General features: G+C 71.0%; 22 protein-coding genes and 1 pseudogene. 12 read left to right on the top strand and 11 right to left on the bottom strand.

The annotated features are described in order from the left end of the window. Window positions 1–32: 32 nt before the first annotated feature. Entirely contained in the window at window positions 33–1,199 is a 1,167-nt protein-coding gene (locus ACPT94_RS35830; RefSeq protein ID WP_425247161.1) for an IS630 family transposase, read from the bottom strand. A 31-nt stretch (window positions 1,200–1,230) separates the two neighbouring features. Beyond that, window positions 1,231–2,073, bottom strand: coding sequence for an oxidoreductase (locus tag ACPT94_RS35825; protein ID WP_360348910.1), 843 nt, complete (start codon window positions 2,071–2,073; stop codon window positions 1,231–1,233). A 68-nt stretch (window positions 2,074–2,141) separates the two neighbouring features. Here ACPT94_RS35825 and ACPT94_RS35820 point away from each other — a divergent pair, with 68 nt between their 5' ends. Then, on the top strand, window positions 2,142–2,807 hold the full coding sequence (locus tag ACPT94_RS35820) for a DNA-binding response regulator (protein ID WP_425247160.1): 666 nt from the start codon (window positions 2,142–2,144) through the stop codon (window positions 2,805–2,807). A gap of 101 nt (window positions 2,808–2,908) precedes the next feature. Here the strand turns inward: ACPT94_RS35820 and ACPT94_RS35815 are convergent, their stop codons facing one another. From ACPT94_RS35815 to ACPT94_RS35805, 3 genes are read right to left on the bottom strand one after another with little or no spacing between them, the layout of a single operon-like run. Continuing rightward, entirely contained in the window at window positions 2,909–3,841 is a 933-nt protein-coding gene (locus tag ACPT94_RS35815) for an aminoglycoside phosphotransferase family protein (protein WP_425247768.1), read from the bottom strand. Between the two features lie 7 nt (window positions 3,842–3,848). Continuing rightward, the gene (locus tag ACPT94_RS35810; protein ID WP_425247767.1) at window positions 3,849–4,097 is read right to left on the bottom strand and encodes a DUF397 domain-containing protein; all 249 of its coding nucleotides are present in this window, start codon (window positions 4,095–4,097) and stop codon (window positions 3,849–3,851) included. After that, window positions 4,094–4,960 carry a helix-turn-helix domain-containing protein gene (locus tag ACPT94_RS35805; RefSeq protein WP_425247766.1) on the bottom strand — a complete coding sequence of 289 codons (867 nt, stop codon included), beginning with the start codon at window positions 4,958–4,960 and terminating at the stop codon, window positions 4,094–4,096. Before ACPT94_RS35805 ends, ACPT94_RS35810 begins: the two co-directional genes overlap by 4 nt. Before the next feature lie 134 nt (window positions 4,961–5,094). Between ACPT94_RS35805 and ACPT94_RS35800 the strand changes: the two genes are divergently transcribed. The 4 genes from ACPT94_RS35800 (at window position 5,095) to ACPT94_RS35785 (ending at window position 10,891) form a co-directional block, all read left to right on the top strand. Beyond that, window positions 5,095–5,532 (top strand): ATP-binding protein, encoded by a 438-nt coding sequence (locus tag ACPT94_RS35800; protein ID WP_425247765.1) that lies wholly within the window; start codon window positions 5,095–5,097, stop codon window positions 5,530–5,532. Between the two features lie 9 nt (window positions 5,533–5,541). Beyond that, window positions 5,542–6,141 carry a DUF6817 domain-containing protein gene (locus ACPT94_RS35795; protein WP_425247764.1) on the top strand — a complete coding sequence of 200 codons (600 nt, stop codon included), beginning with the start codon at window positions 5,542–5,544 and terminating at the stop codon, window positions 6,139–6,141. A 121-nt stretch (window positions 6,142–6,262) separates the two neighbouring features. Continuing rightward, complete coding sequence (kstD, locus tag ACPT94_RS35790; protein ID WP_360338476.1) at window positions 6,263–8,041, top strand: 3-oxosteroid 1-dehydrogenase; 1,779 nt, start codon at window positions 6,263–6,265, stop codon at window positions 8,039–8,041. A gap of 222 nt (window positions 8,042–8,263) precedes the next feature. Further along, a complete protein-coding gene (locus ACPT94_RS35785; protein WP_425247763.1) occupies window positions 8,264–10,891 on the top strand; it encodes a hypothetical protein in 2,628 nt (875 codons plus the stop codon). An 8-nt stretch (window positions 10,892–10,899) separates the two neighbouring features. Here ACPT94_RS35785 and ACPT94_RS35780 read toward each other — a convergent pair. The 4 genes and pseudogenes from ACPT94_RS35780 to ACPT94_RS35765 form a co-directional block, all read right to left on the bottom strand. Continuing rightward, window positions 10,900–10,995: pseudogene (locus ACPT94_RS35780) on the bottom strand (SAM-dependent methyltransferase); the annotation flags it as partial. A 39-nt stretch (window positions 10,996–11,034) separates the two neighbouring features. Next, entirely contained in the window at window positions 11,035–11,253 is a 219-nt protein-coding gene (locus ACPT94_RS35775) for a glycine zipper domain-containing protein (RefSeq protein WP_360338482.1), read from the bottom strand. 12 nt (window positions 11,254–11,265) lie between these two features. Next, window positions 11,266–11,580 carry an AzlD domain-containing protein gene (locus ACPT94_RS35770; RefSeq protein WP_360338485.1) on the bottom strand — a complete coding sequence of 105 codons (315 nt, stop codon included), beginning with the start codon at window positions 11,578–11,580 and terminating at the stop codon, window positions 11,266–11,268. Continuing rightward, window positions 11,577–12,260 (bottom strand): AzlC family ABC transporter permease, encoded by a 684-nt coding sequence (locus ACPT94_RS35765; protein ID WP_360338488.1) that lies wholly within the window; start codon window positions 12,258–12,260, stop codon window positions 11,577–11,579. The genes ACPT94_RS35770 and ACPT94_RS35765 overlap by 4 nt, the downstream gene beginning before the upstream one ends. 120 nt (window positions 12,261–12,380) lie before the next feature. Between ACPT94_RS35765 and ACPT94_RS35760 the strand changes: the two genes are divergently transcribed. Further along, window positions 12,381–12,956, top strand: coding sequence for a helix-turn-helix domain-containing protein (locus ACPT94_RS35760; RefSeq protein WP_425247762.1), 576 nt, complete (start codon window positions 12,381–12,383; stop codon window positions 12,954–12,956). Between the two features lie 252 nt (window positions 12,957–13,208). Here the strand turns inward: ACPT94_RS35760 and ACPT94_RS35755 are convergent, their stop codons facing one another. Continuing rightward, window positions 13,209–13,412, bottom strand: coding sequence for a cold-shock protein (locus tag ACPT94_RS35755; protein ID WP_003992177.1), 204 nt, complete (start codon window positions 13,410–13,412; stop codon window positions 13,209–13,211). A gap of 284 nt (window positions 13,413–13,696) precedes the next feature. Here ACPT94_RS35755 and ACPT94_RS35750 point away from each other — a divergent pair, with 284 nt between their 5' ends. From ACPT94_RS35750 to ACPT94_RS35730, 5 genes are all read left to right on the top strand, one after another. Beyond that, window positions 13,697–14,545, top strand: a complete 849-nt coding sequence (locus tag ACPT94_RS35750) for a menaquinone biosynthetic enzyme MqnA/MqnD family protein (RefSeq protein ID WP_360338494.1) — start codon at window positions 13,697–13,699, stop codon at window positions 14,543–14,545. Between the two features lie 44 nt (window positions 14,546–14,589). Continuing rightward, complete coding sequence (locus ACPT94_RS35745) at window positions 14,590–16,314, top strand: serine/threonine-protein kinase (RefSeq protein WP_425247761.1); 1,725 nt, start codon at window positions 14,590–14,592, stop codon at window positions 16,312–16,314. 69 nt (window positions 16,315–16,383) lie between these two features. Next, window positions 16,384–17,196, top strand: a complete 813-nt coding sequence (locus tag ACPT94_RS35740) for a prepilin peptidase (RefSeq protein ID WP_425247760.1) — start codon at window positions 16,384–16,386, stop codon at window positions 17,194–17,196. A gap of 167 nt (window positions 17,197–17,363) precedes the next feature. Beyond that, a complete protein-coding gene (gene mqnC, locus ACPT94_RS35735; protein WP_425247759.1) occupies window positions 17,364–18,578 on the top strand; it encodes a cyclic dehypoxanthinyl futalosine synthase in 1,215 nt (404 codons plus the stop codon). Between the two features lie 7 nt (window positions 18,579–18,585). Further along, window positions 18,586–19,233 carry an amidohydrolase family protein gene (locus ACPT94_RS35730; RefSeq protein WP_360338506.1) on the top strand — a complete coding sequence of 216 codons (648 nt, stop codon included), beginning with the start codon at window positions 18,586–18,588 and terminating at the stop codon, window positions 19,231–19,233. 8 nt (window positions 19,234–19,241) lie between these two features. Here ACPT94_RS35730 and ACPT94_RS35725 read toward each other — a convergent pair whose 3' ends face one another. Beyond that, window positions 19,242–20,291, bottom strand: a complete 1,050-nt coding sequence (locus ACPT94_RS35725; RefSeq protein WP_360338509.1) for a chitinase — start codon at window positions 20,289–20,291, stop codon at window positions 19,242–19,244. Window positions 20,292–20,598: 307 nt separating this feature from the next. On the opposite strand from ACPT94_RS35725, the gene ACPT94_RS35720 reads away from it, so the two are divergent. After that, the gene (locus ACPT94_RS35720; protein WP_360338512.1) at window positions 20,599–20,985 is read left to right on the top strand and encodes a hypothetical protein; all 387 of its coding nucleotides are present in this window, start codon (window positions 20,599–20,601) and stop codon (window positions 20,983–20,985) included. Window positions 20,986–20,996: the final 11 nt, after the last annotated feature.

Raw genomic sequence — 20,996 nt, 5'->3', positions numbered from 1 at the left:
AGTGGTCGCACTGGTAAGTCCTTCAGGGGTGCTCATGCTGCCAGCGCAACGGAGGCTTCTTCTTGGTGATCGGCGGTGTACCGGTCGAGCCTGGCGAGCAGATCGTCCAGGTCGGAGGTGGTGAACTTCCACTGGAACGGCTGTGCCGTGGCGTTGTAGCGGTCTTCGAACGCTCGGAGCCGGTCCTCGACTTCGGTCAGGTCGGTGAAGTCGTTGGGTGAGACGACCTTGCGCTGCACGACGGAGAAGTAGATCTCTACCTGGTTCAGCCAGGAGGCGTGCACTGGGGTGTGGACCAGCACCGCGTTCGGGAACGCGGCGGTCTGCCGGTCGGCGGCCTTCTTCCCACGGTGGGAGGAGCCGTTGTCCACGATCCAGAACACGCGCTTGGCACTGGCATAGGGCTCCTGGTTCATGACCCGGGTGACCAGGGCCATGAACGGGTCGATGCCGGTCCTGGGCTCAGTGCGGCCGAACACTGTCGCGTGGTGAACGTCGTAGGCGACCAGGTAGGACAGTGCGCCGCCGCGGCCATAGGTGTGGTTGACGCGCATCGCGCGGGCCTGGCCGGGGGCGAGGGTGGGGTGGCAGCGGCAGCGGGCCTGGATGGAGGTCTTCTCGTCGGCGCTGATGACGAACTCGTCCGCGCCGAGGGGTTCGCCGTTCCAGGTGCGGGCGTACAGGTCCAGAACGCGCTCGGCCTTGGGACGGAAGTCGGGGTCGGTGACAAAGATCCAAGAGCGGTGCTGCCAGGGCTTGAGTGCGTCCCGCGCGAGCCAGCGGCGCACGGTGGAGGCCGACAAGGAGGGCGCGATGCCGCGCTTTACGGCCTCGCGGGCCAGTTCGGGGGTGGTCCAGCGGGACAGTGGCGCGCCGGTCTCGGCGGGCAGCTGGCAGGCGAGGGCCTTGACCTGGGTAGCCTGCAGCGAGGTGAAGGTGGGCGGGCGTCCGGTGCGCTTACGGTCGGCCAAGCCGGGCATGCCCTGCTCAGCGAAGCGGCTCCGCCAAGTGCGCACGGTGTCTACGTGCACACCAACCCGCTCGGCTATCCGCGCGTTCGGCAGCCCGCGGGCCGCGTGCAGCACGATCTGTGCGCGCACCCGCAGCCGGTGCTCGGTCTTGTGGCCCCTGGCTGCCTTCTTCAACCGGTGCAGCTCGGTATCGGTCGGGGATATCGGGCGGGCGGTGGCAACGGGCATGGCAGGCAAGCCGATTTCCGGAGCCGCCCAGTCAACCTCGCAGGTCAGACAGGTCCTGGTCGCTGAGACTGAGATCGTTCGCGGCGAGGTTCTCCTCTAGGTGATCGAGTGAACCAGTGCCCGGAATCGCCAGCAGCGAGGGCGAGGTCGCCAGCAGCGAGGCGAGGTGCACCTGCGTGGCGGTCGCGCCCAGGCGAACTGCCACCTTGTCCAGCCGTTCGGTGTCCAGCGGACTGACACCACCGCCGAGCGGAAAGTACGGCACGTACGCGATACCCGCTTCCTCGCATTCCGCCAGCAGCCCCATGTCACCTGTGTGACGGTTCTGCACCGCCGCGACAGGCGCGATCTCCCGGGCCTCGGCGAACTGGAAGGCGTCGACGTTACTGACGCCCAGGTGCCGGATCAGCCCCTCCGCGCGGAGCTCGGCCAGCACCGCGAAGCGTTCGGCGATCGCCTCGCCGCCTGGCCCGGTCATCCCGCCCACCCGCAGATAGACCAGGTCGAGCCGGTCCAGCCCAAGAGAGCGCAGGTCCGCCTCGACCAAGCCGCGCAGCTGATCAGGCGTCGCCTGCCCACTGGGCACACCGTCTGGCGTGGGCAGTGGCCCGACCTTCGTCGCGATCACCAGATCGTCACGGTACGGGGACAGCGCCCTACGGATAAGCTCGTTGGCCCGCACCGTACCCCTGCGGTAGAAGTCGGCCGTGTCGATGTGGTTCACGCCCAGTTCCACGGAGCGCCTGAGCACCGCGATGCCGTTCTCAGGATCTCGTGGCGGGCCGTCAAAGGTGTTTGCTGCCAGGCGCATCGCGCCGAAGCCGAGCCGGTTGATGGTCAGGTCCCCGCCGAGGGAGAAGGTCTTGATCGTCATAAGGCTTATGGTGTCCACCGCCATGACGTCCCTGCGAGCTTGTGGCAGCTTGCTGCCAGACTTGAGGTATGCGGAACGAGCAGGTGTTCTCCGTCCGAGGGGACACAGAGCTGATCGAGCGTGCCGGCCATCTCTTCGAGTCCGCGCAGGCCGAGTTCCTGTGCGCCGCCCGAGACCTCAAGACCTTCTCGCAGCCACAGGCCAGGGCCGCGATCCGCAACCGGATGCGCGCTGCGCACTCCCCGGACTTCATCCCTCGCAAGCTGCTCAGCCCGGTCGCGCTCGCTGACGAGGAGGCCCGCGCGCATCTACGGCTGGTGCAGAACAAAGGAGCTCTCGTCCGGATCAGCGGCTCGCGACTGCCGCACGAGACCATCATCATCGACCGGCGGGTGATGATCCTCGCCGGCGCAGAGACCCCTACCGGCCGCGAATACACCGTGACGACGTCGCAGATCCTGGTCGACGGCGTCCACTCGCTGTTCCAAGCGATCTGGGACACCGCCGTCGGTCCCGACACGTATCTGCGGAAGAACATCCCCCACCTCGATGCTGACGGCCGCGTGATCCTCAAAGCCCTCGGTTCGGGACTCACCGACGAATCAGCCGCCAAACAGCTCGGCCTTTCGCTACGCACCTACCGGCGGCGCGTGGCCGAACTGATGGTCAAGCTAGAGGCCAACTCCCGCTTCCAGGCCGGGCTGCGCGCGGGTGAGCTGGGGCTACCCCGCTGAGACCATAGTCATCACACCCCTGCAGGGTCTGTACACCTGAGCACCTCGGTATACGTAAACAACCGTCGCGTCAACCCCCGAATAACTTCCGGAGCCGACCACTAAGTGAGGTCCTGGGCCAGCCGATCCGCGTACTGGGTGACGAGGTCGAGGGCGGGGCCGCCGCGAGCGACCCTGAAGCCGTGTCGGCGCCCGTGGAAGGCGGCCTGGACGAGCTGGAACTGTGCCCAGCGGTGGACGCGTTCGCGGTCGAGCCCGGCCGCTTCGGCGAAGGCGTCCAGGATGCGGTGGGCGACCCGGCGCAGATCGGTGTCGCCGTTGATGGCGACGTGCCAGAAGGCGAGCGGCTTGAGCAGCGTGCCGCCGTCGTACGCGGGATCCCCGGCCCACCCCTTGGGATCGACGGCGAGCCAGGGCTCGCGGTCGGCTCGCAGGATGTTGCGGGCGTGGAAGTCGCCGTGCACGAGGAGGTCGGGTTGGTCCCGGCCGAGTTCATCGACGGTGTGCAGGGCCGCGTCGACCGTTCGGGAGGGGAGCGAGTGGCCCAACTCGGCCGAGTCGAGATTGAGTTGCTTCGCCCATCCGTCGGCCATGTCCCGCATCCGGGGCAGCCCCGGCGGCGCGGGGAGGGCCAGCCGACCGCTGAGCCGCCCGGCCGCCTTCGCGACCTCCTCGCTGTCCTCGACCTCGGCCAGCGACGACGTCCGCACTCGCTCCAGCAGCATCGCGAACCGCTCGTCGTCCCGCTCGTACAGCTCCACGGCCCCGCGTCCGCGCCAGGCGGCGAAGGCGTCGGGCTCGTGGACGTTGCCCCGGTGCGGGAAGGAGACCTTGAGAACGGCGGGCGTCACGCCGTGCTGAAGGACGGGTACGACGATCCCGACACCGCCGTGCAGGACCTCGCCGTCGGGGCGGCAGTCCCAGCGGGCGAGCAGGTCGTCGACGAGGCGAGGGAGCCGGCCGATCCAGTCGGCGCCCGGTTCTCCCTCGCGCTCGATCGTCCCCCGTGCGAAAGCCTCGGGGACCTGGATCATGCCTGCGTCACGCCTGCGCGGCGGCGTGCGCGAGGAAGCCGGCCCAGGCGGTGGGGGAGAGGTTCAGCGCGGGGCCGGTGGGGTTCTTGGAGTCGCGGACGTGGATGGTGTGGGGGCAGGTGGCTACTTCGAGGCATTCGCCGCCTTCGCCGCCGCTGTGGCTCGACTTGCGCCAGGTGTAGGCGGTCTCCAGGCATTCGCCGCCGCCGCCATCGCTGTAGCTCGACTTGAACCAGTTGAGTTCTTGGCTGCTCACAACTCCCCCAGCTTCCTTTCGATCAACGCCCGGGAATCCTTGGGCGAGAGGGCCATCGCCCGGATCATCCCATAGCGGTCGACGATCTTTCGGACCTCTTCCGGGTCGGTGATCAGGCGGGGGAACTCCTGGATCTCCGTATACGCGACCTGCGGGTGCCGCTGAGGAGTCAGCAGGTTGAACGCGCCGCCCATGTTGGGATGGTCCTCAATGCCGGTCGGCATCACCTGAATCTCGACGTTCCTCAGGTCGCCGATGCGCAGCAACTGCTTGAGCTGCCCCTCGCGGACAGCTCGACCTCCGATCGGCCGATCAAGGACAACTTCCTCCAGCACGAAACTGCACATGGGCGCGGGCCACTTGTCGAGGACCTGCTGCCGTGACAGCCGGTCCGCGATGCGCTTCTCAATGGTTTCCTCGTCGAGCAGCGGCCGTCGACGCGAGAACACCGCCCGCGCGTAGTCCTCGGTCTGCAACAGGCCGGGCACACCTTGGTTGGCGTAGAAGTGAAGTTCCCGTGCCTCCGCCTCCAGGGCCGCGTAGCTCCGATACCACTCCGGATGCCGCGTCCGAGCCCTGCTCATCGCCTCCCGCACCTCAGGAACCGCGTCCTTCAGCATCCCCCCGGCATCCAGCAGCGCATCCGCCTGCTCCAGCACCTCCGGCCGGATGATCCGCACGCCCCGCTCCATCGACGAGATCGCGTCCGGCCCGTACCCCACCAGCTGGCCGAACTCCTTCTGCGTCAGCCCCTTCCGCTCCCTCAGTCGCTTCAGGATCTTGCCCAGGGCGGTGAACAACCCCGTCGTTCCATCAGCCTCCGCCGGTGTCTCCGGCCTCCGCTCCCGTTCCTCTGTCGTCATGCAGCCCCACCGCCTTCACGCCCTTGTGGTCACGGTCGACGACCCGTACGGGCACCCCACGGCAGCCGTACGGCTACGGAGAGTCGCCGGGTCGCCCCTGGCCAGCGTAGATGCGACCGAGCACGCTCAGTCAGGTGAACTCGCGAATCTCCACCCAGATCTCCACCCCCCTCGGTGAACTGACCCTGCGTCTCAGCTCCACGCCCCGTGGCGCCCGTCTGGCCAGGCGGCTGACCGCGCAGCAGCTCGACGCGTGGGGCTACCCGCACGACAGCGAGGCGAGCGACACCGCCCAGCACGTCGTCGCGGAGCTGGCCGCGAACGCCGTCACGCACGGCCGGGTGCCGGGGCGGGACTTCGAGCTACGGCTCCTGCTGCTCCCACGGGGGACGCTGCGGATCGAGGTGAGTGACGCGCGAGGGGACCGGAAGCTGCGGATCGTGACGGATCCGGAGGCGGAGGGCGGCCGGGGGTTGATCCTTCTCACCCTCCTCGCCCGTACCTGGGGCGTCGTCGAGCGGGAGGTCGGCAAGACGGTGTGGGCCGAACTGCCTCTGGAACAGCGGGAGTAGCCTTCGGGCATGCCCGATGACGACGTGCAGACCGACCGGCAGGCTGACGTGCAGACCGATGCGCGGACAGACGTGCGGCTCGCTCAAGCGGAGGCGCTGCTGCGGGAGTTGGGCGCGGACCACCTCGCCCACCCCGGCGGTACCCTCCTCGCCCACCTGCGCCGCGTACGCTCCCGGCTCGCCGGCTGGGGAGCCGGCCCCGCCCTCCAGCTGGCCGGTCTCTGCCACGCCTTCTACGGCACCGACGGCTTCCCCGAAGCCCTGCTCCCGCTGGACCGCCGTACCGGACTCGCCGAGGCGATCGGCCGGGAGGCCGAGGCGATCGTGTACTTCTACGCGAGCTGCGACCGGAAGGCCAACTACCCGACGCTGGCCGAGCCCGACTCCCTTTTCCGTGACCGCTTCACGGGTTCCGAGCAGATCCCGGCACCGGTCATGCTCCGCGCCTTCGCCGACCTCACCGCCGCCAACGAACTCGACCTCGCCGACCACGACCCCGCGTTCCGCGAGCGGTGGGGCCCGGATCTGCTCGCCCTGTTCACCCGTTTCCGCCCGCTGCTGAGCGAGGCCGCCTGGGACGACTGCCGGCGCGTTCTCGCCACCGCGTAGGCCTTGACTTCCCAAGACCCCCGCGCGACAGTCCCGTCCCCTGCCCAAGTCCCCCGACCCCAGTCCCCGCTCCGCGTCCCCGTCCCCGTCCCCGTCCCCTCAGGCTGGAGGGAGGGCCGTCATGCCCTCAGGCGCCGACAGATCCGTACGCGCACCGTCCCGCAGACAGGTCCTCGGCGCCACCGCCACCGCCGGTCTCGCCCTCGCCACCGCCACCCCGGCGGCGCCCGCCTCCGCGGCCGACCTCCCCCTCCTGGGCACCTACGACGTCGTCGTCGTCGGCTCCGGCGCCGCAGGCATGACCGCCGCGCTGACCGCAGCCAAACGCGGGCTGAGCTGCGTGGTCGTCGAGAAGGCGCCCACCTTCGGCGGGTCCGCCGCCCGCTCGGGAGCCGGGATCTGGATTCCGAACAACCCGGTGATCCTGGCCGCCGGCGTACCCGACACGCCCGCCAAGGCCGCCGCCTACCTCAAGGCCGTCGTCGGCCCGGAGGTCTCCGCCGACCGCCAGGCGGCGTTCCTCTCCCACGGCCCCGCCATGCTCTCCTTCGTCATGGCGAACAGCCCCCTCCGCTTCCGCTGGATGGAGGGTTACAGCGACTACTATCCGGAGCTGCCCGGCGGCCTGGCGGTCGGCCGCTCCGTCGAGCCCGACCAGCTCGACGGCAACGTCCTCGGCGCCGAACTCGCCCGCCTCAACCCGCCGTATCTGCAACTCCCCGCCGGGATGGTCGTGTTCAGCGCGGACTACAAGTGGCTGGCGCTGACCGCCGTGAGCGTGAAGGGGGCCGCCGTCGCCGCCGAGTGTCTGGCGCGGGGGACCAAGGCGGCTCTGCTGGGCCAGAAGCCGCTCACCATGGGGCAGTCGCTGGCGGCGGGCCTGCGCGCGGGGCTCCTGGCGGCCGGGGTGCCGGTGTGGCTGAACACCCCGCTCACCGACCTGCACGTGGAGGGCGGGACCGTCACGGGGGCGGTCGTCACGCGTGACGGCGCCGCCGGTCTCGTACGCGCCCGGCGGGGCGTCGTGGTCGGCTCCGGCGGGTTCGAGCACAACGCGGCCATGCGCGCGCAGTACCAGCGGCAGCCGATCGGCACCGAATGGACGGTGGGCGCGAAGGAGAACACGGGGGACGGCATCCGGGCGGGACAACGGGCGGGCGGCTCGGTGGCGCTGATGGACGACGCCTGGTGGGGCCCCGCCATCCCCCTCCCCGGGCAGCCGTACTTCTGTCTCGCCGAACGCACCCTCCCCGGCGGCCTGCTGATCGACCAGTCCGGATCCCGCTTCGTCAACGAGGCCGCCCCCTACAGCGACGTCGTCCACACCATGTACGACCGCCAGCCCACCGACCCCGCCATCCCGGCCTGGCTGGTCGTCGACCAGAACTACCGCAACCGGTACCTCTTCAAGGACGTCGCCCCGGCCCTCCCGTTCCCCGACGACTGGTACACCTCCGGCGCCGCCCACAGGTCCTGGACCCTCGACGGCCTCGCCACCTCCATCGGCGTCCCGCCCGCCGCCCTGCGCGCCACCGTCGACCGCTTCAACTCCCTTGCCCTGCACGGCAAGGACACCGACTTCCAGCGCGGCGACAGCGTCTACGACCACTACTACACGGACCCCTCCGTCCTCCCGAACTCCTGCCTCGCGCCCCTCTGGCTGCCCCCGTACCACGCCTTCCGCATCGTCCCCGGCGACCTCGGCACCAAGGGCGGCCTGCGGACGGACGCCCGGGCGCGGGTGCTGCGCGCCGACGGTTCGGTCGTCCGGGGTCTGTACGCCGCCGGGAACGCCAGCGCGGCCGTCATGGGCCACAGCTACGCCGGCGCGGGCTCGACGATCGGGCCCGCGATGACGTTCGGATACGTGGCGGCGCTGGATCTGGCCGGAGCTCTCTAGGATCGGTGCGTCGCTGAGGCCGCCGGCGCGGATGAACCAGTGCTCCATGGTGGTCTGTTCCGCTTCTGTGCGCAGTGGAGGGGCCGGCCGGCGTTCCCTTGTGGACACCTCGAATGAAGCAGGCCGTCGGCGTGTTCGGCATCGGGTCCGAACAGGCCGAACAGGCGGGCCTGGTTCGCCGCAGCTCACCCGGGCTCGGCCGCCTGGCTGTACGTTGAGTGAATGGTCACTGGCGCAGCGTCACCGAACGGCCGGGGCGGGGTGGGAAGCCCCGACCCGGAGCAGATAGAAACGTTGGCCGAGTTGGCGGCCGCCCTCAGAGCGTTGCGGGGAACGCGTTCCTACTCCTCCCTGGAGGAGAGGTCGGCCCTCGGCCGCAGCACGATCAGCGAGATGCTCAACGCCAAGTCGAAGCCGACGGAAGAGACGCTGGTCGCGTACCTCACCGCCTGCGGTGTGAAGGGGCGGCAGGCGCAGGCGCCGTGGCTGAGGGCGCGGGAGCGGGTGGAGACCGGGCATCTGCGCCGGCCCGCCCATGCCGTACGGATCCGTGAAGCCCGCCCCCTGTTGCTGGGCGTGCACCCGTCGATCCGGGTCGAGGACGAGCGGGACACGACCGAGCTGCCCGCTTATGTGCCCCGGGACTTCGACGACGAGCTGCGCGCCGCCGTCACGACCGCTGCCGGGCAGGGCGGCTTCGTCCTGCTGATCGGCGACTCGTCGGTGGGCAAGACGCGTGCCCTGTTCGAGGCGGTCCTCGCGGAACTGCCCGAGTGGTGGCTGATCCATCCCGACGCCGACGACGGCACCGGCCTGCAGGCCCTGGCGGCCGAGGAGGTCCGGCGCACCGTCGTGTGGCTGGACGAGTTGCAGGACCATCTCGACGGTACGGTCCCGTTGACGACGGCCACCACCCGTCGCCTGATCGGTGCGGGGCTGGTCCTGGTGGGCACGCTCTGGTCGGACGAGTACACCCGCCGCGTCGAGGCGCGCGTCCCCGGCCGGCCGGATCCGCACGCCAACGCCAGGAAGCTCCTGGATCTCGCCCACCTGGTGCGCGTCCCCGAGGCGTTCACCCCGGCCGAGCGGTACCGGGCCGAGGCCTACTCCGCCGACAGGCGGATCCGTGTCGCGCTCGACACCCCGGACGTCGGCTTCACCCAGTTCCTGGCCGCCGCGCCCCAACTGGCGACGCGATGGATGCAGGCGGACCCGTACGCCAAGGCGCTGATCACCGCGGCACTGGACATACGCCGTCTGGGCGCGCGCGTCCCCCCGTCCCGGGAGCTGCTCGCGGCTGCCGTACCCGGCTACCTCACGCCCACCCAGCAGGCGAGGGCCGACCGGAACTGGCTGGATGCGGCGCTGGAATACGCCACGACCCGGCTGCACGGGGCGGCCTCTGCTCTGCAGCCGACCGGCACGATGGGAAGGACCACCGGCTACCTTGTGGCCGACTACCTGCGCCAGCAGGCCAACCGCACACGCCGAGCCGTCCCGGTGCCCGACGCGGTCTGGCAGGCCGTCGTCGATCACCATCACCCACGGGACGCCCAGCCCCTTGCCCAGAGCGCACTCGCGCGGGGCGAGCACCGCCACGCCGAGGCGCTGTATCGCCGAGCCGCCGACCGCGGTGACATCTGGGCAGGCATGCAACTGGGGAAGCTGCTCCTCGCCGCCGGACGGATCGAGGAACTTCGTGCCCGGGCCGACGCGGGTGACCGGGGTGCCAACTCCGAACTCGTGCGCCTGCTCGCGCGTGAGGGGGACCTGGCAGGGCTGCGCGCCCGGAGTCACGCCGGTGACCCGCAGGCCTCGACAACGCTGGTCACCATGCTCTTCGGCAAGGGGCGCGTGGAGGAGGCGTTGTCCCACCTGCGAGCCTGGGCCGACGCCGGTGACGACAACGCGGCGCGCCAGATTCAGGAGGTGCTCGACGAACAGGAAGGCTTGACCGAACTGAGCGTCCGAGCCGACGCCGGCGAAGTGTACGCCGCTCACCGCCTGGCCGAGCTGCTGGTCAAGTACGGCCGGATCGAGGAGCTCCGGGCCCGCGCGGACAGCGGAGACCGATACGCCGCGCATACGCTGGCCAAGCTGCTCGAACGCCGGGGAGAGGTCGGCGAACTGCGTGCCCGCGCCGACGCCGGTGACGGGGAGGCGGGTGGTGTACTGGCCGACCTGCTCGCGGGTCAGGGCGACGTCGACGAGGCACTGGACATCCTGCGGGGCCTGGCTGGTACTGGTGACCAGGAGGCCGGCTGTCAGCTTGCCGACCTGCTCGCCGAGCACGGCGAGGTCGACGAGGCGGTAGCGATCCTGCGCGTCCTGACCGACAGCGGCTGCGACAGCTCCTGGTACCGGTTGGCCAACCTGCTCGCGGAACACGGCGACGTGACGGAGGCGATGGCGGTTCTGCTGGCCCAGCCCCACGCGGGCGGCGGCCTCGCCAACGCGTCGGGGGTGGCCGACGTGCTGGCCCGCGAAGCCCGTATCGACGACCTGCGCACGCTGGCCGACGCGGGCAGTCGGCCCGCCCAGGAGCGGCTGGCCATCCTGCTCGCGCAGCTGGGCCACTTCGAGGAACTGAGGGCCCGTGCCGGCCTCTTCGACCCTTTCGCGTGGCACCTCAACGCCCTGCTTGCCAGAAGCGGCCTCTTCGACGAGCTACGGGAGCGCGCGAACGCCGGCGACCCGAGCGCCGAGTGGCACCTGGACTGTGCTCTCTTCAAGCAGAACCAGGCCGTGGAGGACGACGCCTCGGACCAGGTGACGGTGTTCCTGCCACCGTGGCGCACGAACATCGGCGGTGACCGGCCGCCGCACGCGGCAGCGCCGGATCCGGGCTAGGGCTTGGCCTCGTCGCCGACCTGGAACGCGACGAGCAGGTGGCCGCCCGGCGCCAGCACCCGCCTGAACTCGCGGCAGAGCGAGGAGAGTTCAGCCACCGGAGTGAGGAAACCGGCGCCGGCCATGGCCGCGGCCTATTCGGGCTACCCCTCGTCGTTCTCGCCGCGCCCGCGTGCGGCGCCCAGGCCGGCGCCGACGGCCGTACCCAGGCCCAAGCCCAGGGCGAGGCCGAGTCCGAGGTTGTCGAAGACGGTCATCCCGAGCGCGATGCCGAGGGCCGTCCCGATCGAGAGGCCGAGCGCCAGCCAGTTCACCGGCGTGTTCGGAGCGGAGGACGGGTTGTCCTGTTCAGCGTTGTCCATTCGAACAGCCTTTCATGCGACGCCCACCGCCCGCAGCATTCCTGCAGCCACAGCGGCCCCCAGCACGACCACCGCGAACGGCGCCCTGTGCCACGCCAGTACGGCGCCCACCAGCACCCCGGCCGGGCGTGCCCACCCGGCGAAGCCTCCGCCCTCGGTCAGGGCGCCCGTCGCCAGCAGCGCGACCAGCAGGACCGTCGCTCCCGCCGACAGCAACTCCTGTACACGCGCCGGCAGCTCGACCCGCCCGTGCAGCGCGGGGCCGACCAGCCGGAAGGCGTACGTCCCGACCGCCAGCACCAGGATCACGGCGACCGACGCGCTCATACGGCGGCCTCCTTGCGGCCGTACAGAACCAGCCCGGCGAGTGCCAGCAGGACCGGCACTCCGGCGGGGAGGGCCGGGGCCGCCGCCAGGGCCAGGAGGGCGCCGACGGCCGCTGCTCGTCGTAGGGGCGCGTCCTTGCGGAGGGAGGGGAGGACCAGGGCCACGAGGACGGCGGGGAAGGCGGCGTCGAGGCCGTAGGCGGTGGTGTCGCCGAGGGCGGTGCCGGCGAGCGCTCCGGCGAGGACGCCCGCGTTCCAGACCGCGAACAGGCCGAGGCCGGAGATCCAGAACGCGGCCCGTCGGCGCGCCGGGTCCGGCTGGGCGAGGGCGAAGGCGACCGTCTCGTCGGTCACGAGGTGCGCGCCGAGGAGACGGGCGGCGCGGCCGGGGCCTAGCAGGTCGGCGACGGCGAGGCTGAAGGCGGCCGTACGGGTGTTGAGCAGCAGCCCGGTGGCCGCCGCGGCGAACGGGCCGCCCCCGGCCAGCAGCACGCCGACCGCGCTGAACTGCGCCGAGCCCGCGTACACCACCAGCGACATCGCCACCGGCACCCACACCGGCAGCCCGCCGGCCACGGAGATCGCGCCGAAGGAGACCCCGACGACACCGCTCGCCAGCCAGACGAGGGAACTGTCGCGGATCAGTGGGCGGGTCCAGGGTGTTCGGAGCAGCGAACGCATGTTTTCTACAATGAACAGGGCCGTCGGTGTTCGTCAAGGCGAACGGTCGTACCGGCGCACCGAACGGTGTAGAAACGGCGGCACAGCCGAACGGCATTGCGACCGATGGAGTGAACGACCATGTCCGACGACGCCGCGCCCCCGCCTCCCCGTCTTCCCCTCGACTGGATCGCCGCCTCGCTGCGGCGTGAGCGGACCCGGGCCGGGCTGTCCCTGTCCGAGCTGGCGAAACGGGCCGGGATCGCGAAGTCCACGCTGTCGCAGTTGGAGGCGGCGAGCGGGAATCCGAGCATGGAGACGATCTGGGCGCTGGGCGTGGCGCTGGGGGTGCCGTTCGCCGCGCTGGTGGAGCCGCCGGTGCCCGCCGTTCAGGTGATCCGGGCGGGGGAGGGACCGACCGTCGCCTCGGAGCAGGCGCCGTATGTCGCGACCCTGTTGTCCGCCTGTCCGCCGGGCGCGCGGCGCGACATCTACCACCTGCGGGCCGAGCCCGGCGCCGCCCGCGAGTCGGAGCCGCACATTCCGGGCACGGTCGAGCATCTGATCGTGAGCACGGGGCGAGTGAAGGCGGGGCCGGCCGGGGAGGCGGTGGAACTGGAGCCCGGGGACTACATGACGTACCGGGGGGATGTGCCGCACTCGTACGAAGCGCTGGTGCCGGGGACGACGTTCGTGCTGGTGATGCAGCACGTGTGAGTTTCCGGAGGGTTCACCGGGGGTCCATTGCGGATTCCCCGGGTTGGCGGGGGTTCCCCGGAGATCTGCCGGGGCTTCCCGAGGGTTCGGCGAAGATTCACCGGGGGGTCCCGGGGATTTCCCGGAGGTTCACCGGAGCTTCCCGAAGATTTCCCGGAGATTCTCCGGAGGGAAAGGCAGGAGCCCCGCTGCCGTGCGGCGCGGGGCTCCTTGGGTACTGCTCTCAGACTTGCGATCTCACGGGTGTGAGGATCAGACGGGGGTGACGTTCTCCGCCTGCGGACCCTTCGGGCCCTGCGTCACGTCGAAGGAGACCTGCTGGTTCTCCTCGAGCGAACGGAAACCCGAGGCGTTGATCGCGGAGTAGTGGACGAAGACGTCCGGGCCGCCGCCTTCCTGGGCGATGAAGCCAAAGCCCTTTTCGGCGTTGAACCACTTCACGGTTCCGGTAGCCATAAGCCCTCCTTGGGCCCAAAGGGTTGCCCTGCTCCAGAACCTGCAAGTGTGAAAACAGTGCCGCACAACTGCATATGTCTGAAAACGACGAGAGCCCGCGGTTACATGCTCCGCAGGCTCTGTACTGCAAGGAAACCAAACTGCAACTTGCGGCGAGCCTAGCACGCGGGCAGCCGAATGCAATAGAGGTCAAGATCACGTCACCCGGATGTTTGAACATCCGGGGGGTAGTTGACCCGGGGGGCGGAGTCCGCAGCGTACCCCACGGGGTCTAGTCTCGCGATGTGGACAATTCTCGCACCCGGCCGCGTGTCGGCCACATCCAGTTCCTCAACTGCCTGCCCCTGTACTGGGGGCTCGCGAGAACCGGCACCCTCCTCGACTTCGAGCTGACCAAGGACACCCCGGAGAAGCTCAGTGAGCGGCTGGTGCGGGGCGACCTCGACATCGGCCCGATCACCCTCGTCGAGTTCCTGAAGAACGCCGACGACCTGGTCGCCTTCCCCGACATCGCCGTCGGCTGCGACGGCCCGGTCATGTCCTGCGTGATCGTCTCCCAGGTCCCGCTGGAGCGGCTGGACGGCGCCCGGGTCGCCCTCGGCTCGACCTCCCGCACCTCCGTGCGCCTGGCCCAGCTGCTGCTGTCCGACCGCTACGGGGTCCGGCCCGACTACTACACCTGCCCGCCCGACCTCAGCCTGATGATGCAGGAGGCCGAGGCGGCCGTCCTCATCGGCGACGCGGCCCTGCGGGCGAACCTGCTGGACGGGCCGAGGTTCGGGCTCCAGGTGCACGACCTCGGCCGGCTCTGGAAGGAGTGGACCGGGCTGCCGTTCGTCTTCGCGGTGTGGGCGGCCCGCCGCGAGTACCTGGAACGCGAGCCGGTCATCACCCGCCAGGTCCACGAGGCCTTCCTCGCCTCCCGCAACCTCTCCCTGGAGGAGGTCGGCAAGGTCGCCGAGCAGGCGGCCCGCTGGGAGGCCTTCGACGAGCGCGTCCTGGAGCAGTACTTCACCACGCTCGACTTCCGCTTCGGCGGACCGCAGCTGGAGGCGGTGACCGAGTTCGCCCGGCGCGTCGGGCCGACGACGGGCTTCCCGGCGGACGTGAAGGTGGAGCTGCTGCAGCCGTAGCGCCGTACCCTGCTGGCGAGACGTACGGGGGAGGGGTGGACGTCATGCAGCCGCTCGGAGCCGACGAACCCACCGGTGTGGGGCCCTACCGGCTGCTCGGCCGGCTCGGGTCCGGCGGGATGGGCCGCGTGTACCTGGGGCGCAGTGCCGGTGGCCGCACGGTCGCCGTGAAGATCGTGCACCCGCACCTCGCTCTCGACGAGGAGTTCCGCGCCCGTTTCCGGCGCGAGGTGGAGGCCGCCCGGCGGGTCGGCGGCGCGTGGACCGCGCCGGTGCTGGACGCCGACCCGGAGGCGCCGGTGCCCTGGGTCGCCACGGGATACGCGGCCGGCCCCTCGCTGGCGTCGGCCGTCGCGGACGGGGGTCCGGGCGGGGGCGCGCTGCCCGCGCACACGGTGCGGGTGCTGGGGGCGGGGCTGGCGGAGGCGCTCGCGACGGTCCACGAGTTGGGGCTGGTGCACCGGGACGTGAAGCCGTCCAACGTCCTGCTGACCGTCGACGGCCCCCTCCTGATCGACTTCGGCATCGCCCGCGCCACGGACGGTACGGCCTCGCTGACGTCCACCGGTGTCTCCGTCGGCTCCCCCGGCTACATGGCCCCCGAGCAGATCCTCGGCAAGGGCGTCACGGGCGCGGCCGACGTCTTCTCCCTGGGGGCGGTGCTGGCGTTCGCGGCGACCGGCGAGCCGCCGTTCCCCGGGGACTCCTCGGCCGCCCTGCTCTACAAGGTCGTGCACGAGGAGCCGGTGCTCGGGGAGCTGCACGGCGAGCTGCGCGAGGTGGTCGAGGCGTGCCTGGCGAAGGATCCGGGAGCACGGCCTGCTCCCGGCGAGGTCGCCCGGCGGCTCGCCCCGGAGGGGGCGGCACGGCTGGTGGCGGGCGGCTGGCTGCCGGGACCCCTGGTGGAGCAGGTCGGTCGCAGCGCCGTGCAGCTGCTGAATCTCGAGGGGGCGGGGGCGGTCGCCTCCGGACCGGTGGCGTTCAGCAGTCCGTCGGTGGGGGAGCCGCAAGCGCCGCCGACGGTGGGGGAGTTCGGGCCGCCGCCCGTGATGCCGACTCCGGTGGACGCGGTCCCCTCGCCCCGGAAGGGCGGGGAGACCGGGCACATCAGGGAGAACGGGGAGAACGGGGAGAACAGGGAGCGGCCCGGGAAGGTCTCGGTGACCCTGGCGGCCGCCGCGACGCCGGGGGAGGGCGGGCGGGGGCGGCGGCTGAGCTGCACGGTCGCGTTGGCGGTCGCGGGGGCGATGGCCGCGGTGACCGTGGGGTCGGTGTTCGTGTTCGACCTGCTGCCGGGGCAGTCCCGCAACGGCGGGAACGACTCCGCCGGTGGCGCCTACTCCTCGGCGCCGACCGCCACACCCACCATGGCAGACGGCGGCGACGACCCCGCCGCGGGTGACAGTGGCGCGGCCACCGCGCTGCCCTCCCGTTACGTCGGCACGTGGGAGGGGGAGGCGAGCGGCCTCGGCGGCAAACTGCCCATGGGAACCTTCCGGCTGACGGTCCGGCAGGCGACGGTGGGCGAGAAGCTGGGAGAGCTGCGTCAGACCGACATCCTCGGCGCGGTCTGCCTCGACGTGCTGACGCTGAAGCAGGTGACGGCGAAGGAGGTCGTCGCCACCTCGGTGGGCGCCGAGAGCAACCACGCCGGCTGCAACCCGGCCCCCCACACCGTCCGGCTGACACCGACGGGGGGCGACCTGACGTACAGCTCCGACAGCGCGGCGGAGGGGAATCCGGTGGCGCGGATGTCGAGGGTCGCGTAGCGCGAGCGCCGACAGCGGCCCCCGCCGCACCGCCGGAGGGTCGACGCGCTTGTCGGTAGGGTCGACGCGATGAGCGAGATCGGACCGTTCGACGCCGTGCTGATCGCCGTCGCGGCGGTGTGGGGCGCGGTGGCGGGGGCGTTGCTGCCGCGGGCGGCCTACCGGTTCTCCGTGCCCTTGCCGGAGCCGGACGAGGAGACGGAGAGCCGTCCGGACGAGGAGGGCGGGGCGTCGGCAGAGGACCAGCCGGGCTGGCTGGACTCCTGTCCGAACGGGCACCCGCTGCGGGGCTGGATCGGCCCGGCCCGCTGCCGCGACTGCGTCGGCCCGGCCCGGTCGTACGGCCCTGGCACCCCTCTCCTCTCGCCCCTCACCGCCCTCCTCTGCGTCGCCCTCGCCTTCGCCACCGGTATCCGCCCCGAACTGGCCGTCTGGCTGCTGCTCGCGCCCGTCGGGGTGCTGCTCTCGGCGGTCGACCTGCGGGTACGGCGGCTGCCCGACCCGCTCACCCTCCCGCTCGCCCTCGCCGCCCTCGCCCTGCTCGGTGTGGCCGCGCTGCTGCCCGAGCACGCCGGGGACTGGACGACGGCCCTGCTGGGCTCGCTCGCACTGAGCGCCGGCTATCTCGTGCTGCACCTCATCAACCCCGGCGGCATGGGCTTCGGCGACGTGAAACTGGCCCTCGGCGCGGGCGCCGTGCTCGGCTGGTACGGCTGGGCCACGGTCATGCTGGGCACGTTCGCCGCGTTCCTGCTCGGCGCGCTGTACGGCGGCGCGCTCCTCGTGGCGGGCAGGGCCGGTCGCAAGACACCGGTCCCGTTCGGGCCGTTCCTGATCACGGGCACGTTCGTGGGGTTGCTGATCGGGGCGTACAGCGCCTGATCCCTGACGCCCCGAGCGGGCCGGCAGAATGCCGGACCTCCCCCTTGTCGCCGCGGACCCACACGTACGCGGCCTGACACCGGGCAGCCGAAACGGCTGGCGTAGGCTGGTTCGGTCCGTGCGTCAACCCCTGACGATCCACACCCCTTGACGAAAGGGACGCTCCGGTGACCGAGAAGGCCGACCTCACCTCTGTTGATGTCACAGCCGTCCTCGACCGTGCCGCCGCGGGCGGACGGATCACGCCCGAGGAGGCGCTCGACCTCTACCGTGACGCGCCCCTGCACGCGCTGGGCGCGGCCGCCGACGCCGTACGCCGCCGGCAGTACGCCGGGATCGAGCACATCGCGACGTACATCATCGAGCGGAACATCAACTACACGAACGTGTGCGTCACGGCGTGCAAGTTCTGCGCCTTCTACGCGGCTCCCAAGGACAAGGAGAAGGGCTGGACGCGCGACCTGGACGACATCCTGCGCCGGTGCGCGGAGACCGTCGAACTGGGCGGCACCCAGATCATGTTCCAGGGTGGGCACCACCCGGACTACGGCGTGGAGTACTACGAGAAGCACTTCTCCGCCATCAAGAAGGCGTTCCCCCAGCTCGTCATCCACAGCCTGGGGGCGAGCGAGGTCGAGCACATGGCGCGGATCTCCAAGGTGTCCGTGGAGGAGGCGATCCAGCGGATCCACGCGGCGGGTCTGGACTCCTTCGCCGGCGCCGGTGCCGAACTGCTGCCCGAGCGCCCGCGCAAGGCCATCGCGCCGCTCAAGGAGTCCGGTGAGCGCTGGCTGGAGATCATGGAGGCGGCGCACAACCTCGGCGTCGAGTCCACCTCGACCATGCTGATGGGTACGGGCGAGACGAACGCCGAGCGCATCGAGCACCTGCGGATGATCCGTGACGTGCAGGACCGGACGGGTGGCTTCCGGGCCTTCATCCCGTACACCTACCAGCCCGAGAACAACCACCTGAAGGGCCGTACCCAGGCGACCCTCTTCGAGTACCTGCGGATGATCGCGATCGCCCGCCTCTTCCTCGACAACGTCCGGCACATCCAGGGCTCGTGGCTGACCACGGGCAAGGAGGTCGGCCAACTCTCCCTGCACTACGGCGCGGACGACCTCGGCTCGATCATGCTGGAGGAGAACGTCGTCTCCTCGGCCGGCGCCAAGCACCGCTCCAACCGCCTGGAGATCATCGACCTGATCCGCAAGGCGGGCCGCGTCCCGGCCCAGCGCTCCACGACGTACGAGCACCTCGTCGTCCACGACGACCCGGCGAACGACCCCGTCGACGAGCGGGTGATGTCCCACATCTCCTCGACGGCGATCGCGGGCGGCACGGCCCACCCCGAGCTGAAGCTGCTCGCGTCCAACTGACCTGCACGTGCTGACGATTCACGCCGCGGACCTCCTGGTCTCCGGCGACCCGAAGCGGCCGTCGGTGCCCGGTGGCGCGGTGCTCGTGAACGGGCGGGAGATCGAGGCCGTCGGCCCCTGCGAGGAGCTGACGGCCGCGCATCCGACCGCCCGGGTGCGCCGTTGGCCGGGGCTCCTCACACCCGGGCTGGTCAACCCGTACGGGCCCGAACTGCTGGAGCAGGCCTACCATCCGGACCCGCGCGAGGCCGACGAACTCGGCACCGAGCCGCTGACGGGCGAGGCCCTCGCCGCGCTCGCCATGACCGACGCCCGCTGGGGCGCGAGCGCACGGCGCGGGGTGCAGCGCATGCTCGCGCACGGGACGGTCGCGGTGGCGGGGGACCTGTGGCGCCCCGCCGTGCTGGACGCCGTGCACCGCACGGGCATGACGACCGAGGAACGGTTCGGGGATCCGCCCGGCCCGCCGGCCCTGGACCCGCTGGCCGGACGGAGCCTGGCGGAGGCGATCCTGGTGCCGCTGGTGCCGTATGCCGGCATGAACACGAGCTTCGCCGTCTTCGACGTCCCCGACGAAGCCGCCCTCGCGGAACGCGGAGCCGCGACCTGTGTGGCGACCGTCATCGACGGACGGCTGCTGCACCGGCGCCGCTGATCCCGCCCTCAGCCCCCGAACGCCTCCCCGAACGCCCCCGGACTCTGCTCCACCCCGCTGCAGTTGGTCAGCGGGTCATCCGTGGAGGTGCCGTCCGCGCACTGCTGGTCGCGGAAGGTCGACCACATCGACACCCAGGCGACCCCTTTCTGCTCGGCGAACGTCCGCACCTGCGCCGCGTCCGCCGGCGTGAAGGTCTCGTTGGCGACGTCGTTGACGCCGATCATCGAGGTGAGCGCCATGCCCTTCCAGGCGGTGGCGTCCGACGTGCCGAAGACCTTCTTCAGCTGGGTGTGCGCGGCCGTGGCCGAGGTGATCGCGTAGCCGCCCATGTCGCCGGCGTACGACTCGCCGTAGTTCATCGTCATCAGGTTGACGGTGGAGACCTGCACGTCGTGCGTGTTCGCCGACTCCAGCAGCGCGAGGCTGTCGGCGTCCAGCCCCGAGGGCATCACCGGGAGGGTGAAGGAGACCTCCAGGCCGGGGCGTTCCTTCTGCAGCGCGGCGATGGCCCGGGAACGCAGGGCGACCGAGGCGGGGTCGGTCAGTTCGTCGCCCTCGATGTCGAAGTCGGCCTGCGTGGAGCCGGCCGCGTCGAGCGCGGCGCCGTACGCCTTGGCCAGTTCCGACGCGCTGTCGCAGACCGCCGCCAGTTCTTTTCCGGAGGCCCCGCCGAAGGAGACGCGGACGGAGGCGCCGGACTCGGTGAGTGCGGAGATCCGGGACTTCACCGTCGTATCGCCGATGGCGTACGCCCCGTTCCATTTCGGGGTGCACCGGCTCTCGTCCGAGATGACGAAGGCGAGGTTGTACGTCGTGGGGGAGCCCGCCGCATCGTTCTCTGAGGCCTCGGTGGCGCTGACGTACGGGGCGTAGGAGGTGTGCGCACCGGACGCGGCGCTCGGTGACGGGGAGGCGCTGCCGGTCTGTTCCGGTGTGGTCTGCCGGGGTGCCGCGGGCGCCGCGTCCGACGTGCCGTCGGACCCCGCGGAGCATCCCGTCGTGGCCAGGGCAAACAGGCAGCCGAGCCCCGCCACAGGCCTCAGGAGACTCCTCATCGCGCATGCACCCGCTCTCATGATTTCTGTCGCAGGACGGAAACAACGGGTGTTTCCGAGGTGGAAATGTCTCACATGCGGGCAGCTCGCGCGGGAACAGTGCACTCACAGGCATTCCATGGACATCATCGCGCAAAAGAGGTCAACTGCCCGCCGAAAAGGGGCAATTGACCCTCTCATTCGGAGGAGAGGTCGCGCAGGGATTTCCCGGATCTCTCAGGGAACCGACAGGTTCGGCCGTTTCTCATGGTTCTCTCACACGAAGCTCAGAGTTTAGGCCACAAAAAGGCTCCCTAATGTCTGGGGAATGCATTCCGAGCCTGCCATCGAAAGCCGTGCCGCCACTCGCGGTCGCCGCCGCAAACGCGGCAACGACTCCGCCGCCGAGGGGCCCGTGTTCGTTGACAACTCCGGACGCAGATCCAGGCTGCTGCGCCGGATCGGCCTCCTCCTGGGCGTCGGCTGCCTCGCCTACGCGGTCGTCCTCGGCGCCGCCTTCATGGGCTGGGGCAGCTCGCTGACCCCGTCCTCACTGCTGCCGTTCGGCGGCGACGGCCGGGGCGGTCCGGGCGGTCAGAGCCCCGGCGGCGCCGGCCCCGAGGGCGGCAGGGGCAACCAGATCGACCCGCCGGGCGGCACCCCGCCCTCGGGCGCCGCCTCACCGTCCCCGTCCGCCTCGGCGACCGCCGACTGACCGGAGCGCAG

Origin of the sequence: Streptomyces aurantiaciflavus, from assembly GCF_049808595.1 — a bacterium.
Lineage (GTDB): Bacteria > Actinomycetota > Actinomycetes > Streptomycetales > Streptomycetaceae > Streptomyces.
Note: the sequence above shows the minus strand (reverse complement) of the source record. Positions and strands in the feature narration are given on the sequence as shown.